Here is a 16,174-nt window from a genome sequence, read left to right on the forward strand (position 1 = left end):
ATTGACAGGTTTATTTTTGACCCGGAACGCGACGCCGATTTTAAGCCAGTTTGCGGCAATTCTGGGATGGTTGATTGAGCGTATTTTTGATTTACTGTATTCCATGGGAACACCCAGCGTAGGTCTGGCCATTATTTTATTTACCATTGTAGTATACACTCTGATGATTCCGCTGACTTATAAGCAGCAGAAGGTTGCCAGAATGTCTGTCCGCATGAATCCGGAGATTCAGGCCATTCAGAAGAAGTATCAGGGTAAGCAGGATCAGGTATCCATGGTAAAGATGCAGGACGAGATGAAGGCTGTGTACGCAAAGTACGGCACATCCCAGACGGGAAGCTGTCTGCCGCTTTTGATTCAGCTGCCGGTTCTGCTGGCTGTATACCGGGTGGTATACGCAATTCCGGCTTATGTAGATAAGGTAAAAGCTGCTTACTATCCGCTGGTTACTGAGCTGATGAACAGCAAGGGTGCCCAGGACGTCATTATGGGTCTGAAGAGTGCGGCGCAGTTCAAGAAGCAGGGCTTTACTGAGAACACCATCATTGACGTACTGAATAAAGCGTCCACTACAGAGTGGGACAGCGTAGCAGCCGCATTTCCGGACTTAAGCTCCGTTATGGAGACAGCGCGTCAGACTCTGGACGGTTTTAATAATTTCTTTGGACTGAATATCGCCAATTCCCCGTGGTACAGCGCAAAGCAGTATCTGGGTGAGCATAATTATCTGTTCCTGCTCGCGGCTATCGCGATTCCGGTACTGGCAGGTCTGACCCAGTGGGTGAGCGTCCGTCTGATGCCCCAGGCAGCAGCCAATGGCGGCGACGATTCCAACAACGAGATGATGCAGTCCATGAAGGCCGTGAACAACTTCATGCCGCTGATGTCCGTATACTTCTGTGCGGTGCTTCCCGTAGGTGTGGGTCTGTACTGGGTTATGAGCGGTGTGGTTCGTATGGTCCAGCAGATCGTGATTAATAAGTATCTGTCCAAGATGGATATTGATGAAGAAATCAAGAAGAACATCGAGAAATATAACCGCAAGCGCGAAAAGGACGGTTTGCCGCCTGAGAAGCTGAACAACGTGGCAAGAACCAGCGCAAAATCCGTGAATAAAAAGCCGGAGCTGAGTGCCGCAGAGCGCGCAAAGCAGATTCAGGATTCTACCGAATTCTATAAGAACACCGAGGCAAAGCCGGGAAGTCTGGCAGCCAAGGCAAGAATGGTAGAAAAGTTTGACGAGAAGAACAAGAAGAAATAAAAGACGGGGGTGTCTGATATGGAAAGTATTGAGGTTTCCGCAAAAACAGTCGAGGATGCGGTTCTGGAAGCAGCGATTCAGCTTGGAACCACCAGAGACAAGGTCGCTTACGAAGTAATCACACAGCCCACATCCGGTTTTCTTGGAATCGGCGGAAGAAAGGCTGTTATTCGTGCCCATCAGAAATCCGATGAGGAGATTGAGGCCAAGCTGAAGGCTGATAAAGAGATGGAGAAGCTTCTGGAGCGTGTCAATGAGAAAAAAGAGACTCCGAAGCCGGTTGAACCGGTAAAGAAGGCAGAAGCGCCGAAAAAGCCAGAGAAGCCTGCAGAAGTAAAGAAACCGGCTGCACCGAAAGCTGAGGCACCGAAGGAAAAACCGGAGGTAAAGAAAGAGGAGAAGAAGGAAGCTTCCGCTCCCGTACCGGCTCCGAAGCCGGAGAAGCCGGCTGTTCCGGTAGATACCGCTCCGGTTGAGAAGTTTCTGAAGGATGTATTTGGCGCCATGGGTATGGAAGTGACCGTAGTTATCACCCAGAATCCCCAGGAGAGAGAAATGAATATCACCCTGGACGGTGCGGATATGGGCGTTCTGATCGGTAAGAGAGGTCAGACACTGGATTCTCTTCAGTATCTTTCCAGCCTGGTGCTTAATAAGAATACCGAGGATTATATCCGTGTAAAGGTGGATACTGAGAATTACCGGGAACGCAGAAAGGCAACTCTGGAAAATCTGGCAAAGAACATTGCCCAGAAGGTAAAGAGAACCAGAAAACCGGTATCCTTAGAGCCCATGAATCCCTATGAGAGACGGGTGATTCATTCCGCGCTTCAGAATGACAAGTTTGTATGCACGCATAGCGAAGGTGAGGAGCCTTATCGCCGCGTGGTGGTTACCTTAAAGGAAGGCGTAAAGCTGGACAACTACGGTAACCGGAACAGAGGACGTTATAATCGAAATTATAATAAGAAAAAGGAACGCTAAGGCGTTCCTTTTTCTCTAAACGGAGTTAAGACAGGACATGAATCATACAGATACGATAGCAGCAGCAGCGACGGCCATGGGAAGCGCCGGGATCGGTATTATCCGAATCAGCGGTACGGACGCCTTTGCGGTGTTGGAGAAAGTATTTCGACCGAAAAACGAAAAAAAGGTAATGAGTGAACAGCCTGGTTATACGGTGCATTACGGCATGGCCGTAGATGGCGAACAGGTACTGGACGAGGTGCTGGTGATGCTGATGCGTGGTCCCCACAGCTATACGGCGGAGGATACGGCGGAGATCGATTGTCACGGCGGACGGCTGGTGATGCAGAAGATTCTGGAGGCCGTGTTGAAAAATGGCGCCAGAGCCGCGGAGCCGGGGGAGTTTACCAAAAGGGCATTCTTGAACGGGCGGATGGATCTGTCCCAGGCAGAGGCCGTCATGGATTTGATTCAGTCGAAAAATGAAATGGCTCTCAAATCATCCCTGGCCCAGCTTAAGGGAAACGTGCGGCAGGAGATCGAGAAGCTGCGGGCACAGATTCTATATGAGATGGCCTTTGTGGAAGCAGCGCTGGATGATCCGGAGCATATCAGCCTGGATGGGTACAGCGAGGAGCTTCTGGAAAAAATGCGGGGAATTGCCGCAGAAGTGGAGAGGCTGCTGAAAAGTTCAGAGAGTGGACGGATGCTGAAGGAAGGAATCAAGACCGTTATCCTGGGTAAGCCCAACGCGGGAAAATCATCCCTTTTAAATGTACTTCTGGGGGAGGAACGCGCCATCGTAACCGAGATTGCCGGAACCACCCGGGATGTGCTGGAGGAGCAGCTGCAGCTCGGGGAGGTATCTTTGCAGCTTCTGGATACGGCCGGAATCCGTTCCACTGAAGATGTGGTAGAGCAGATCGGTGTGGAGAGGGCCAGAAAACAGGCGGAGGATGCGGATTTGATCCTCTATGTGGCGGACAGCTCCCGGGTGCTGGATGAGAGCGACGAGGAGATTCTGAAGCTGCTGGAGGGTAAAAAAGCATTAGTGCTGCTGAATAAATCAGATCTGGATCCGGTGATTACGCCGCAAATCATGCGGGAGAGGACAGGTCATCCGGTTCTGGTGATTTCCGCAAAGGAAGGAGCGGGCATTCAGGAGCTGGAAGAAAAAATAAGAAGTCTGTTCTTCCGGGGAGAAGTGGATTTTAATGATGAGGTGCTGATCACGAATCTGCGCCAGAAGCAGGCGCTTATGGATGCATCCAAGAGCCTTTCCATGGTGATCGAGAGCATCGAAAATGGAATGCCGGAGGATTTCTTTACGATAGATTTGAAAGATGCGTATACTTCGCTTGGGTTTATCATCGGCGAGGAGATTGGCGATGATCTGGCAAACGAGATATTTGGAAAATTCTGTATGGGAAAATAAAAGGTGATCAGGCTGAAGCATTTGGTGCAAAAATGGCGTAATCACGATAATTTAGATATGAGATCAGGTGATGAATATGAAGAATGTATATCGGGAAACCTGTCAGGTAGTAGTAGTGGGCGCAGGCCACGCAGGCTGTGAGGCTGCTCTTGCCTGTGCAAGAATGGGACTGGAAACGATTATCTTTACAGTAAGTGTGGACAGCATCGCATTGATGCCCTGCAATCCCAACATAGGCGGAAGCTCCAAAGGGCATCTGGTGCGGGAAATTGACGCGCTGGGCGGAGAAATGGGTAAAAATATTGACCGGACCTTTATTCAGTCGAAAATGCTGAATGTATCTAAGGGACCGGCAGTTCATTCCCTGCGGGCGCAGGCGGACAAGGCGGAATACAGCCGCAGTATGCGCCGGGTACTGGAGAACACGGACCATCTGTCTATTGTGCAGGCAGAGGTGGCGGAAATCTTGGCAGAGGATGGCGTCGTCAAAGGCGTGAAAACTACCTCGGGAGCCATCTATGAGTCTCAGGCAGTGGTACTCTGTACCGGAACCTATCTGCGGGCGCGCTGTATCTATGGTGATATCAGCAATTACACAGGACCGAACGGTCTGCAGGCAGCGACCCATCTGACAGATTCTTTAAAAAAGCTGGGGATTGAGATGTATCGTTTTAAGACCGGAACACCGGCCCGTGTAGATAAGCGTTCCATTGATTTCAGTAAAATGCAGGAGCAGCTTGGGGATGAGGAGATTGTGCCGTTCTCCTTTACGACCGATCCGGATGAGATTCAGAAGCCCCAGATTAGCTGTTGGCTGACCTATACCAATGAGAAGACCCATCAGATTATCCGGGATAATCTTGATCGCTCTCCTCTGTATTCCGGTATGATCGAGGGAACCGGTCCCCGGTACTGTCCGTCCATTGAGGACAAGATAGTACGCTTTGCCGATAAGAACCGGCATCAGGTATTTCTGGAGCCGGAGGGCCTGTATACAAACGAAATGTATGTGGGCGGCATGTCCAGCTCTCTTCCGGAGGATGTGCAGCACGCCATGTATTCCTCAGTGGCCGGTCTGGAGCATGTGCGGATCGTACGAAATGCCTATGCCATTGAGTATGACTGTATCGACGCAAGACAGCTCTATCCGACCCTGGAATTTAAAAGGCTGCACGGCCTGTTCAGCGGCGGTCAGTTTAATGGCAGCTCCGGATATGAGGAGGCGGCGGCTCAGGGTCTGATCGCAGGAATCAACGCGGGGCGAAGCGTGCTTGGCGAAGAACCGCTAATCCTGGATCGCTCCCAGGCCTATATAGGCGTTCTGATCGACGACCTGGTAACGAAGGAAAATAGGGAGCCTTATCGAATGATGACGTCCCGTGCCGAATACCGTCTGCTTCTGCGACAGGATAACGCGGATCTGCGTTTGACGAAGATTGGCCATGAGATGGGACTGATTTCCGAGGAGCGGTATCAGAAATTGCTAAAAAAGGAGCGGCAGATTGCGGAGGAAATTGCGAGGGTAGAGAAGGTCTTCGTGGGAACATCTAAGAAAGTGCAGGAGCTTCTGGTTGAGCATGGCAGTACACCGCTGAATTCCGGCATTTCTCTGGCGGAGCTGATTAAGCGACCGGAGCTCAGCTATGAGATCCTGGCGCCATTGGATCCGCAAAGGCCGGAGCTGATGCGCGGCGTGGTCGAGCAGGTAAATATCCATATGAAATACGATGGCTATATTCAGCGACAGATGAGACAGGTAGAACAATTTCAAAAATTGGAAAATAAAAAGATTCCGGAAGATTTGAATTATGACGATGTGCCCAGTCTGCGGACAGAAGCAAGGCAGAAGCTGACGGCAGTGAGACCCCTGTCTATCGGACAGGCTTCGCGAATTTCGGGCGTGTCGCCAGCGGATATCTCGGTGCTGTTGGTGTGGCTGGAGCATAAAAAGTAAATAGAATGGATACTGATATAAAAATGTAAAAATATGGATGACACTTTTTCAGAATTTTAAAGGATAGGTAAGTAAGAAAAAGCATCTGAAACAGAAAAGCATAATATAAGGAAATAGAACATGGATAAGAGAGCGTATATTCGGGACGAATTCTCCAAAATTCAAATAGAACTGAGCGAAAAGCAGGCGGAGCAGTTTGAGCAGTATTATGAGATGCTGATCGCAAAAAACGAAGTGATGAACTTGACTGCCATTACAGAATTTGAAGAAGTGGTGCAGAAGCATTTCATTGACAGTGTGATGATAAAGGAAGTGCGGGAGCTGGACGACAACGAAAAATGGATCGATGTGGGAACTGGCGCAGGCTTTCCGGGAATTCCTTTGAAAATCGTGTACCCACAGCTTCAGGTGACACTATTGGATTCTCTGAACAAGAGAGTGAAATTTTTACAGGAAGTTGTAGACGCGCTTGGACTGGAGCAGGTAGAAGCTCTGCATGGAAGAGCGGAAGAATACGCAAAGAAAGCAGAGTACCGAGAGCAGTACGATTGCTGCGTTTCCCGGGCGGTGGCAAATTTGGCGTCTCTTTCGGAGTATTGTCTGCCCTTTGTAAAGGTGGGCGGAGCATTCGTACCCTATAAATCCGGAAAGATACAGGAGGAGATTGAAGCTGCCGGGAAGGCTGTGGAGATTCTGGGTGGATGGATTGGACAGCGGAAGGAATTCATGCTGCCGGGTTCAGATATGTATCGCTGTCTACTGTATATTGAAAAAGTGAAGGCGACGGCAAAGAAATATCCGAGAAAGGCAGGAATGCCAACCAAGGAGCCGCTGCATTAAGAGTGTGAGATGTTTCACGTGAAACATGTGATGATTTACAAACAAACAATGGACGAAATAAAAATCCTCATCCCCACCGGGAGGAGGATTTTTATTTCTGGACTTTAAGAAATGACAGTAAAAATGATCGTATTTGATAACAAAATAAATTCCTATTGCAAAGTTGCAGGTGGCTTTTTGAATATTCCGGTGTTAGAATAGGATTAGAAATGAATGATGAGGGGAGCAAATGAGATATGCAAGATGAAGTTTTTATGAGAAAAGCGATCGAGCTTTCCATGTTGGCGGTGGAGCATGGCAATGAGCCTTTTGGCGCTGTACTTGTCAAGGACAATGAGATGGTTTTTACCAATGAAAATCAAATTTACACCAGACACGATCCTACGTTTCATGGGGAAGCTGGTCTGATTCGTGAATTCTGCGCTCAGACTGGTATCACGGATTTACAGGAGTATACCATGTATTCCAGCTGTGAACCTTGCTTTATGTGCAGTGGCGCAATGGTGTGGATAAAACTGGGACGTCTGGTTTATGCTGCAAGTAATATGGAACTGGAGAAAATCCTTGGAAATGAAGGATGTAATTGTTCTAAAATGGTATTTGACAATTCTTTCTGGCAGCCACAGGTTACGGCAGGTGTACTGCGCGAGGAAAGTCTGGTGATTTTAAATGCGTATTTTGAAAAGCATGAGAAGGGGTGAATGACGTGGAAAAGGGAGGAAAGCGATGAAAAAAGTGGTGTTCTGGATTCTGGTATCAGCTTTAGTTATGCTGATATTGCCCTGGCTTGCGGTTTCTTTTGTAAAGGGTGACAATGGAATGGCGGTTTGTTTTATTCTGTTTTATCTGGGAAATCCAATTTACTCAATCCTTGCCGGCGTGTATGCAGGAAAAGACAGAAAAGAGCTGTGGATTGTTCCGGTTATAACTGCAGTGCTCTTTTTAGCCGGAGCCTGGAGTATTTTTGATAAAAATGAAACGGTCTTTGTTTTATATGCTCTGATTTATTTGCTGCTGGGAATTGCAGCAATGTTTGTTTCAGGACTTAAGAAAAAAAGCTAAGGTGGTAGTATGAATAAAAAGAGACAGGCAATAGCAGTGGTGCTGGCGTTACTTGCAGCTATTTTCTATGCAATCAATACCCCGTTTTCAAAAATTCTTCTAAATCAGATACCGCCTACGTTGATGGCTGCGTTTCTATATCTTGGCGCCGGAATCGGAGTTGGATTTCTGTATTTGTTTCATATAAAAGGGGAGGATAAGTTAGAAAGGCTGACAAAAAAGGATCTTCCATATACCATAGGAATGATCGTGCTGGATATCGCAGCGCCTATATTTCTGATGATTGGAATCCGTATCGGATCCGTGTCAAACGCTTCGCTATTGGAAAATTTCGAAATTGTAACAACAACGCTGATTGCGCTGCTGGTATTTAAGGAGAAGGTGACGGCCAGGCTCTGGGCAGCGATTGGTTTTATTACAGTATCCAGCATTGTGCTTTCCTTTGAAGGGAGCGGTAGTTTTCAGTTTTCTCTCGGTTCTCTGTTTGTTATTCTGGCGACCTGCTGTTGGGGACTGGAAAATAATTGTACCAGAAAGATTTCAGATAAGAGTACTTATGAAATCGTGTTTTTAAAGGGAATCTTCTCAGGCGGTGGTTCTCTGATGATTTCCTTTATTTTAAGAGAGCATATTCCGGAATGGAAGTATATGATGCTTGCCATGCTGCTTGGATTTGTAGCGTATGGACTTAGTATCTTTATGTATATCAGGGCACAGAAGAATTTGGGAGCGGCAAAAACAAGCGCATATTATGCGGTGGCACCCTTTGTAGGTACATTTTTAGCCTTTCTTATAAATGGAGAAGAACTTACAACCGCTTATTTTGTAGGACTCATCTTTATGATGATTGGCAGCATTATGGTTGTGTATGACACTATGGTAAGATATCATTTCCATGAGCATTCCCATATCGTTGTTCATGTTCATAACGGAAGAATTCATACCCATATCATTACTCATACACATGAACATCATCATATCACATCAGAAAAGAAACATGGGCATACGCACGGAGATTACAAAAATAGTGAGGAACATCGGTTGGCACATTTATCAGATAAATAGAGAGAAGGAGCAAAAGTGAAACGTCAAAGATGGTATATTCCGGTTGGACTTTGGCTGATATTTGAAAGTATAGCGGTGATTTTGTGGCTGACAAAGGAACAGGTATTTTACTTGTTTAATTTTTCTTACATAGGTACCGTGTTGGCAGTTGGATTACTGCTCTTTCAAAGGAACTATCGATATGCCAGACATATGGTACAACTATTGGTTGGTCTCTATATGCTCGTGTATTTGGGCTTGATTTGCGGAGAAAATATGCAGATCGAGGGATTTTGGTATTATCTGTTTACCGGTGTATTTGAAGCGGCAACGATACATTATGCCGTTGCAAAAATATTTGGGGCGCTTGTTTTTGGAAGAGGCTGGTGCGGCTATGCTTGTTGGACAGCCATGGTTCTGGATTTCCTTCCCTACAGAATTCCCCAGACTTCCCGTAATATAAAATGGGAAAAGTTACGTTATGTCACATTTGGAATATCATTGATTTTTGTAGCTTCCCTATTTTTGCTTCAGGTGGGACATCTGGAGCGCATCATGTTTTGGAGTTTTGTGATCGGAAATATTCTTTATTACGTAATTGGAATTATACTTGCTTTTCTTTTCAAGGATAACCGGGCCTTTTGTAAATATCTCTGTCCGATCACGGTATTTCTGAAGCCTGCAAGTTATTTTTCTCTGGTTCGTGTCAAATGTAATGTGGAAAAATGTATTTCCTGTGGAAAGTGTAAAAGAGTATGTCCGATGGATGTGGATATTACAGACAATTCCAGAAAACGAAAAAACGGCACAGAATGTATACTTTGTATGGAATGTGTCAAAGCCTGTCCTCGGAAGGCATTATAAGGGAAAATTTGTTTCTGTATAGCAATCTAAAATATCCTGTGTTATAATAAATTTTAACGCGACAAAACGAAAATATAGCTTAAATGTTTCACGTGAAACATCTCTCGAAGGCAAGGCAATCTGCGCCCTACCTTTGATCGAAGGAGAAAAAAATGGGAAGAATCATAGCAGTTGCCAATCAGAAAGGTGGCGTTGGCAAAACTACAACATCGATTAACCTGGCTGCGGCTCTGGCCGAAAAAGGAAAAAAAGTACTTTTGATAGACAGCGATCCCCAGGGAAATGCCACCAGTGGAGTGGGAGTTGACAAAAATCAGGTTGAAACGACCATCTATGACCTGATTCTGGGAGAAAAAGAAATCCAGGACTGTATCGAATATACGGAATTTGAAAATCTTCATTTGATTCCGTCGAATGTGGATCTGGCAGCCGCTGAGATTGAACTGATTGGAATTAATGAAAAAGAATTCATTATTAAGAAGGCGGTAGAAACGATCCGTGATCGATATGATTTTATCATCATTGATTGTCCGCCGTCTCTGAATCTGTTGACGATCAATGCCATGACTACGGCAGATACCGTACTGGTGCCGATTCAGTGTGAGTATTATGCGCTGGAGGGCTTAAGTCAGCTGATCCACACGATCAATCTGGTTCGTGAACGTCTGAATCCGTACCTGGACATCGAGGGTATCGTATTCACTATGTTTGACGCCCGCACCAACCTGTCGTTGCAGGTAGTAGAAAATGTCCGTGCCAACGTCAAACAGAAAGTATACAGCACCATCATCCCACGAAACGTACGTCTGGCTGAGGCGCCCAGCCATGGATATCCGATCACAGTCTACGATCCCAAATCCACCGGCGCAGAAAGTTATCGTGCCCTGGCCGAGGAGGTCATTAACCGTCCGGAGGAATAAGAGCAGATAAAACCTGTTTATGAATACTTACATTACAAAGCATGAAAAGGATATAAGTATAAAATGAAAAGGCATATTGCTGTTCTCAGTCATTTTCACACGAAACGATTAGCGTGAATGAAGTGAACAGTAGCAAGGAATAGAAAGGAGCAGGCATGGCTGCAAGAAGAGGAGGACTCGGAAAGGGTCTGGACAGTCTGATTCCGGAGACGATCAAACCAGCGCCTCAGGAAAAGACGAAAGTAGTAGAAAAAATAGTAGAGAAGGTGGTAGAAAAACCAGTCGAGCAGAAAGTAAAGCTTTCCAAGATAGGACCGAGAGAGGATCAGCCTAGAAAGCAGTTCGATGAAGATTCCCTCGCGGAGCTGGCAGAATCCATCAAACAGTTCGGCGTCATCCAGCCCCTGGTGGTTCAGGAGAAGAACGGTTTCTATGAAATTATCGCAGGCGAACGCCGTTGGCGCGCAGCCAAGATGGCGGGCTTAAAAGAAGTTCCGGTCATTATTAAGAAATACACGGATCTGGAAATCATGGAAATCTCCCTGATCGAGAACATCCAGAGAGAAAACCTGAACCCCATCGAGGAAGCTTTAGCCTACAAAAAACTGTTGAACGAATTTCATCTGAAGCAGGACGAAGTGGCGGAGCGGGTATCGAAAAGCCGTGCCGCTGTCACTAACTCCATGCGTCTTCTGAAGCTGGATGAACGGGTACAACAGATGCTCATTGACGACATGCTAAGTACCGGTCATGCCAGAGCATTGCTGGGAATTGAAGATCCGGAGCTGCAGGTCAATATGGCTGCCAGAGTATTTGACGAAAAGCTGAGTGTCCGTGAAGTAGAAAAACTGGTAAAGAAGATCCAGGAAAATAAGCCGGAAAAGCCGAAGAATGATCCGGTGGACGATTTTATTTACAATGATCTGGAGGAAAAAATGAAAGCGGCCATGGGAACCAAGGTGTCGATCAAACAGAAGGCCAAGGGAAAAGGAAAGATCGAGATCGAATATTACTCCCGGGAAGACCTGGAGCGAATCTTCGAAGCCATCACCAGAAAGAATTAGAGGAGAAATCCCCTACGGGGATCCCTGGATGCGCTGAAAACACGCGCAGATCAAGGAAAGGAGAACACTAAGATGAGTCCGATTTTAGAGTACGTCTATCAGGTAACCGGGATCGATACAGCCTACATTCTGGCCGGAATGCTGGCGTTGATTCTGATTTTGTTGATTTTAATAATTGCGACATTATGTAAACTAAAAAAGCTGCGTCGCAAGCTGGATCGCTACATGCGCGGCAAAGATGCGGAAAGCCTGGAGGAAACTATTTTATCCTGTATCGAAAAGGCAGAGAAGGTGGACCAGATGAACCATATTCTGCGTGAAGATATCATTGGCCTCCGCAAGAACCAGAAAATTACTTTCCAGAAAATGGGAATGGTAAAGTACAATGCCTTTCGTGAAATGAGCGGTGATTTGAGCTTTGCTTTGGCCCTGCTGGATCAGGAAAATAACGGATTTCTGATCAATTCCGTCTATGGTAACGAAGGCGGTTATTCCTACATCAAGGAAATTAAAAACGGAGAAAGTGAAATCCTTCTCTCCGAGGACGAGCAGAAAGCCCTGGATAAAGCCAAAAGCCAGGCTTGAAAAAAACACAGAGATATTATATGATTAAGTGAGCGTTAGAGAGTCAACGTGCTTGTACGATTGACGCAAAATTAAGTATCGAAAGCAGTAAAGGAGAAAAAACATGCTGGATATAAAATTTTTAAGAGAGAACCCGGAAATCGTAAAACAGAACATCCGCAATAAGTTCCAGGATCAGAAGCTTGGCCTGGTAGACGAGGTCATCGAGCTGGACGCGCAGAAGAGAGCTGCTCAGCAGGAAGCAGACAGCTTACGTGCAGAGCGTAACAAGCTGTCCAAGCAGATCGGCGCGCTGATGGGCCAGGGCAAGAGGGAAGAGGCAGAGGAAGTTAAGAAACAGGTAGCTGCAGAGGCAGACCGTCTGGCAGAGCTTTCCGAGAAGGAAAAAGAGCTGGATGAGAAGATCCTGAAGGATATGATGACTATCCCGAACATCATTGACCCGAGTGTACCGATCGGGAAAGACGACAGCGAGAACGTAGAGGTTCAGCGTTACGGCGAGCCGGTAGTTCCGGATTTCGAGATTCCGTACCACACCGAGATTATGGAGCGTTTCAACGGCATCGATCTGGACAGCGCAAGAAAGGTAGCCGGAAACGGATTCTATTACCTGATGGGCGATATTGCGAGACTGCATTCCGCAGTGCTGGCCTATGCCCGTGATTTCATGATTAACAGAGGCTTTACCTATTGCGTACCGCCTTTCATGATCCGCAGCAACGTGGTTACCGGCGTTATGAGCTTTGCGGAGATGGACGCTATGATGTACAAGATCGAGGGCGAGGATTTGTATCTGATCGGTACCAGCGAGCATTCTATGATCGGAAAATTCATCGACAGCATCCTGCAGAAGGATGAGCTGCCAAAGACTCTGACCAGCTATTCTCCGTGCTTCCGTAAGGAGAAGGGTGCCCACGGCCTGGAGGAGAGAGGCGTATACCGTATTCACCAGTTTGAAAAGCAGGAAATGATCGTAGTCTGCGAGCCGGAGGACAGCAAGATGTGGTTTGATCGTCTGTGGCAGAATACCGTAGACCTATTCCGCTCCATGGACATCCCGGTACGTACGCTGGAGTGCTGCTCCGGTGACCTGGCTGACCTGAAGGTGAAGTCTGTAGACGTAGAAGCATGGTCTCCGCGTCAGAAGAAGTACTTCGAGGTAGGAAGCTGCTCCAACCTGGGCGACGCACAGGCACGCCGTCTGAAAATCCGTATCAACGGGGAAAAGGGCAAGTATTTCGCGCATACATTAAATAATACCGTAGTTGCTCCGCCGCGTATGCTGATCGCATTCCTGGAGAATAACCTGCAGGCAGACGGAAGCGTTCGTATTCCGGAGGCGCTGCAGCCGTACATGGGCGGTATGAAAGAGATTCGATAAAAAAAGATTCCAGATAAAAGATATCCACATACTCACCGGGTTTTCCACAAAAGTGGATAACCCGGTGGAATTGTGGATAACGGATCCCGAAGGAGGTGATTACAGTGCATGAATATCTGAGAGCCATCGGATTCAGCCGAATCCAGACCAAAGAAGAATTGAATTACCTGTTGAAAATGACAGAGGAAAGCTACCAGAGTGAACGGACTTCCGGTGAGTATGGAGGACGCGATTTCTCAGAGCGGCGGAAGGAATTCGCACCGGGCATGGGCATCATGCTGCGGGGGGAGTACAATGACCGCGAAGAATATCAGAGCGAATATTATTTTCCCTATTTTCAGGGAAGACAGGAGAAATTCTACGACAATATTACCATCGAGCGCCATGCGGAGAAAGAATCCTACGCGGGCGTCATCGACGATCTGGCCATGGGCGTCACGATCATTTTCTATGTACAAAATGTGGCGGATTATTTGAGTGAACGGCGGCGGAGCCATTTCTCATCCTGCACTGTCACACTGAAATTCGCAGGATTGTCCACAGAAGGCAAGATTCTTCTGCCGGTGGCCCAGAGCCTGACGCCGGAGGAGAACACGAAGGCAATTCTGCAGCGGACGAAGCTTATCAAAGCCGCCCGTGAGGGGGATGAGGAGGCCATCGAGAACCTGACCATTGAGGACATGGACACCTATTCCATGATTTCCCGGCGGATTGCCCATGAGGATGTGTTCTCAATTGTATCCACGTATTTCATGCCGTACGGCGTGGAGTGCGACCATTATAATGTGCTGGGAGAAATTCTCGACTGCAATCTGGTGCAGAACAGCCTGACGAAGGAATGGGTCTATGTTCTGACGCTGGAAAGCCACGATTTGATCTTCGAGGTCTGCATCAACAAGGAGGACCTGCTGGGCGAGCCGGAAGTAGGACGCCGTTTCAAGGGCGTGGTCTGGATGCAGGGAGAGGTTATTTACCATAATTAAAAGCCTGTTATAAAACAGGCTTTTAACACAATACGAAAAGATGGTTTAAAAGTTCTATAGATTCTGTAATATATTTATCTTTATGATAGATCAGATTGAAGGTACGATCCCATACGCTTGTCGGATGACGAAGAATATGGATAGTACCTTCTTTTTTTTCATAATTATGTAGGATAAAAACGGTTTGTGCATGAAATTTCAGCACCTGAAAGAAATACGTGAAATTAATCTCAAAAATATGTGAAATAATTGACTAAGTTTCAGAAATAACGTATTATGTCAATAACACGCGTGGAACTATATGATAAATTCGTCAGAATGACGAATGGCAAGAAGGTAAAGACAAAAGAAAGTGGGAAAATGTATGAATATTATAACAAATATCTGGACAGTGTTCTTCAATAATGTCCTATCGCAGCCGGCCATCTTTATCGGCCTGATAGTTGTGCTGGGCTACATACTTCTGAAAAGAAAATGGTATGAAATCGGTGCGGGCTTCATCCGTACTGTAGTCGGATACATGATGCTTCAGTCTGGAGCCGGCCTGTTAAAAGGAACGGTAGATCCATTGCTGAACGGTATTCAGCAGAAATGGCAGATCAGTGCGGTAGTTATTGACCCGAACTTCGGTCTGACCGCGGCAAACAGTGCATTGGAGAGTATCGGTGTGACAACCTCTTTTGCAATGGTTACGCTGTTGGTTGCGTTTGTATGGAATATCATTCTGGTATTCTTCCGTAAGGTTACCAAGGTTCGTACCCTGTTTACCACAGGTCATATCATGGTAAAACAGTCTACGGTAGCGACTTGGATTATCTTTTTCCTTCTTCCAAACTTCCGGAATATGACAGGAATTATTCTGGTTGGTTTGCTTTGTGGAACCTACTGGTCCGTATTCTCAAACCTGACCGTAGAAGCAACACAGGAACTGACAGACGGAGCAGGTTTTGCCATTGGTCATCAGCAGATGCTGGGCGTATGGTTCGCATATCGCTTTGGCGGCATCTTCAAGAGCAAGAAAAAAGATGGAGAAAAGAAAGAGTTGAAGCTGGGCGGCGCAATGAAGGTGCTGGACGACTATGTAGTATCTACAACTCTGATTATGCTTCTGTTCTTCGGTTTCATTATGGTAATTCTTGGACAGGATTTACTTCGTGAGATTGATACAGCCAATTTTGGAAAGAACCTGGCATTCCCGGTATATATTTTCCAGCGCTGCGCATCCTTTGCAGTGGCTCTGGTTATCCTGAAAACAGGTATCCGTATGTTTGTAGGTGAGATGGTAGAGTCTTTCGACGGAATCTCCGGTTCTGTACTGAAGGGATCCCTTCCCGCAGTAGACTGTGCGGCTACCTATTCCTTCGGTGATTCCAATGCTGAGACACTGGGATTCCTGTTTGGTGCGGTAGGACAGTTAATTGCAATTGCGGGACTTCTGATTTTTAAATCCCCGCTGATGATTATTCCGGGCTTCGTACCGTTGTTCTATGATAATGCAACCATCGGCCTTTATGCCAATATGAAGGGCGGTTTCCGGGCTCTGATGGCATGTTGTATCGGTTCCGGTCTTTTACAGGTTCTTGGCAGCGCCGTGGCAATCGGACTTTTCCAGATGGGTTCTTTTGGCGGCTACGTAGGCAATCTGGACTGGGCAACACTGTGGCCGCTGATGGGTTATATTATGAAGTATCTGGCAGTACCGGGCGTGATTGTCTGTATCGTGGGAATGCTTGCTATCCCGCAGCTGCAGTATCGCCGCAATAAGGAAAACTACTTTAATGTAGGAGAAGAATAAAGACATAGATGTAAGGAGGC

15 protein-coding genes are annotated in these 16,174 nt (G+C 46.7%); all 15 read left to right on the forward strand.

Going from position 1 to position 16,174, the window contains the following annotated elements:
* Nucleotide 1 precedes the first annotated feature (1 nt).
* The 15 genes from WMO29_RS08885 to WMO29_RS08955 all read left to right on the forward strand — a co-directional run bounded on the left by WMO29_RS08885 (nt 2) and on the right by WMO29_RS08955 (nt 16,154).
* Nucleotides 2-1,261 carry a YidC/Oxa1 family membrane protein insertase gene (locus WMO29_RS08885; RefSeq protein ID WP_349164559.1) on the forward strand — a complete coding sequence of 420 codons (1,260 nt, stop codon included), beginning with the start codon at nt 2-4 and terminating at the stop codon, nt 1,259-1,261.
* Between the two features lie 18 nt (nt 1,262-1,279).
* Entirely contained in the window at nt 1,280-2,245 is a 966-nt protein-coding gene (jag, locus tag WMO29_RS08890) for an RNA-binding cell elongation regulator Jag/EloR (RefSeq protein ID WP_349164560.1), read from the forward strand.
* Between the two features lie 37 nt (nt 2,246-2,282).
* Nucleotides 2,283-3,662 (forward strand): tRNA uridine-5-carboxymethylaminomethyl(34) synthesis GTPase MnmE, encoded by a 1,380-nt coding sequence (gene mnmE / locus WMO29_RS08895; RefSeq protein ID WP_349164561.1) that lies wholly within the window; start codon nt 2,283-2,285, stop codon nt 3,660-3,662.
* Nucleotides 3,663-3,738: 76 nt separating this feature from the next.
* Nucleotides 3,739-5,616: a tRNA uridine-5-carboxymethylaminomethyl(34) synthesis enzyme MnmG gene (gene mnmG / locus WMO29_RS08900; protein WP_349164562.1), complete on the forward strand. Its 1,878-nt coding sequence runs from the start codon at nt 3,739-3,741 to the stop codon at nt 5,614-5,616.
* Nucleotides 5,617-5,736: 120 nt separating this feature from the next.
* Entirely contained in the window at nt 5,737-6,456 is a 720-nt protein-coding gene (gene rsmG, locus WMO29_RS08905; RefSeq protein ID WP_349164563.1) for a 16S rRNA (guanine(527)-N(7))-methyltransferase RsmG, read from the forward strand.
* Between the two features lie 236 nt (nt 6,457-6,692).
* Complete coding sequence (locus tag WMO29_RS08910; protein ID WP_349164564.1) at nt 6,693-7,157, forward strand: nucleoside deaminase; 465 nt, start codon at nt 6,693-6,695, stop codon at nt 7,155-7,157.
* Between the two features lie 25 nt (nt 7,158-7,182).
* Entirely contained in the window at nt 7,183-7,518 is a 336-nt protein-coding gene (locus WMO29_RS08915; RefSeq protein ID WP_178038062.1) for a DUF2651 family protein, read from the forward strand.
* Nucleotides 7,519-7,527: 9 nt separating this feature from the next.
* Entirely contained in the window at nt 7,528-8,583 is a 1,056-nt protein-coding gene (locus tag WMO29_RS08920; RefSeq protein WP_349164565.1) for a DMT family transporter, read from the forward strand.
* 15 nt (nt 8,584-8,598) lie between these two features.
* Nucleotides 8,599-9,426 (forward strand): 4Fe-4S binding protein, encoded by an 828-nt coding sequence (locus tag WMO29_RS08925; RefSeq protein ID WP_349164566.1) that lies wholly within the window; start codon nt 8,599-8,601, stop codon nt 9,424-9,426.
* A 152-nt stretch (nt 9,427-9,578) separates the two neighbouring features.
* Nucleotides 9,579-10,346 (forward strand): ParA family protein, encoded by a 768-nt coding sequence (locus WMO29_RS08930; protein WP_158361308.1) that lies wholly within the window; start codon nt 9,579-9,581, stop codon nt 10,344-10,346.
* A gap of 155 nt (nt 10,347-10,501) precedes the next feature.
* Nucleotides 10,502-11,410, forward strand: a complete 909-nt coding sequence (locus tag WMO29_RS08935; RefSeq protein ID WP_349164567.1) for a ParB/RepB/Spo0J family partition protein — start codon at nt 10,502-10,504, stop codon at nt 11,408-11,410.
* A gap of 72 nt (nt 11,411-11,482) precedes the next feature.
* A complete protein-coding gene (locus WMO29_RS08940; RefSeq protein WP_349164568.1) occupies nt 11,483-11,995 on the forward strand; it encodes a DUF4446 family protein in 513 nt (170 codons plus the stop codon).
* A gap of 103 nt (nt 11,996-12,098) precedes the next feature.
* Nucleotides 12,099-13,376, forward strand: coding sequence for a serine--tRNA ligase (gene serS, locus WMO29_RS08945; protein WP_349164569.1), 1,278 nt, complete (start codon nt 12,099-12,101; stop codon nt 13,374-13,376).
* A gap of 104 nt (nt 13,377-13,480) precedes the next feature.
* Nucleotides 13,481-14,359 carry a DUF3881 family protein gene (locus WMO29_RS08950; RefSeq protein WP_349164570.1) on the forward strand — a complete coding sequence of 293 codons (879 nt, stop codon included), beginning with the start codon at nt 13,481-13,483 and terminating at the stop codon, nt 14,357-14,359.
* A 364-nt stretch (nt 14,360-14,723) separates the two neighbouring features.
* The gene (locus WMO29_RS08955; RefSeq protein ID WP_178038055.1) at nt 14,724-16,154 is read left to right on the forward strand and encodes a PTS transporter subunit IIC; all 1,431 of its coding nucleotides are present in this window, start codon (nt 14,724-14,726) and stop codon (nt 16,152-16,154) included.
* Nucleotides 16,155-16,174: the final 20 nt, after the last annotated feature.

Origin of the sequence: Laedolimicola intestinihominis, from assembly GCF_040096155.1 — a bacterium.
Taxonomy (GTDB): domain Bacteria; phylum Bacillota; class Clostridia; order Lachnospirales; family Lachnospiraceae; genus Laedolimicola; species Laedolimicola intestinihominis.

Bases quoted from the DNA above. Each gene is read 5' to 3' on its own strand.
- WMO29_RS08940 (WP_349164568.1), top strand. From the start codon at position 11,483: ATGAGTCCGATTTTAGAGTACGTCTATCAGGTAACCGGGATCGATACA.
- WMO29_RS08915 (WP_178038062.1), top strand. From the start codon at position 7,183: ATGAAAAAAGTGGTGTTCTGGATTCTGGTATCAGCTTTAGTTATGCTG.
- WMO29_RS08955 (WP_178038055.1), top strand. From the start codon at position 14,724: ATGAATATTATAACAAATATCTGGACAGTGTTCTTCAATAATGTCCTA.
- serS (WP_349164569.1), top strand. From the start codon at position 12,099: ATGCTGGATATAAAATTTTTAAGAGAGAACCCGGAAATCGTAAAACAG.
- jag (WP_349164560.1), top strand. From the start codon at position 1,280: ATGGAAAGTATTGAGGTTTCCGCAAAAACAGTCGAGGATGCGGTTCTG.
- rsmG (WP_349164563.1), top strand. From the start codon at position 5,737: ATGGATAAGAGAGCGTATATTCGGGACGAATTCTCCAAAATTCAAATA.
- mnmG (WP_349164562.1), top strand. From the start codon at position 3,739: ATGAAGAATGTATATCGGGAAACCTGTCAGGTAGTAGTAGTGGGCGCA.
- WMO29_RS08920 (WP_349164565.1), top strand. From the start codon at position 7,528: ATGAATAAAAAGAGACAGGCAATAGCAGTGGTGCTGGCGTTACTTGCA.
- WMO29_RS08910 (WP_349164564.1), top strand. From the start codon at position 6,693: ATGCAAGATGAAGTTTTTATGAGAAAAGCGATCGAGCTTTCCATGTTG.
- mnmE (WP_349164561.1), top strand. From the start codon at position 2,283: ATGAATCATACAGATACGATAGCAGCAGCAGCGACGGCCATGGGAAGC.
- WMO29_RS08930 (WP_158361308.1), top strand. From the start codon at position 9,579: ATGGGAAGAATCATAGCAGTTGCCAATCAGAAAGGTGGCGTTGGCAAA.
- WMO29_RS08935 (WP_349164567.1), top strand. From the start codon at position 10,502: ATGGCTGCAAGAAGAGGAGGACTCGGAAAGGGTCTGGACAGTCTGATT.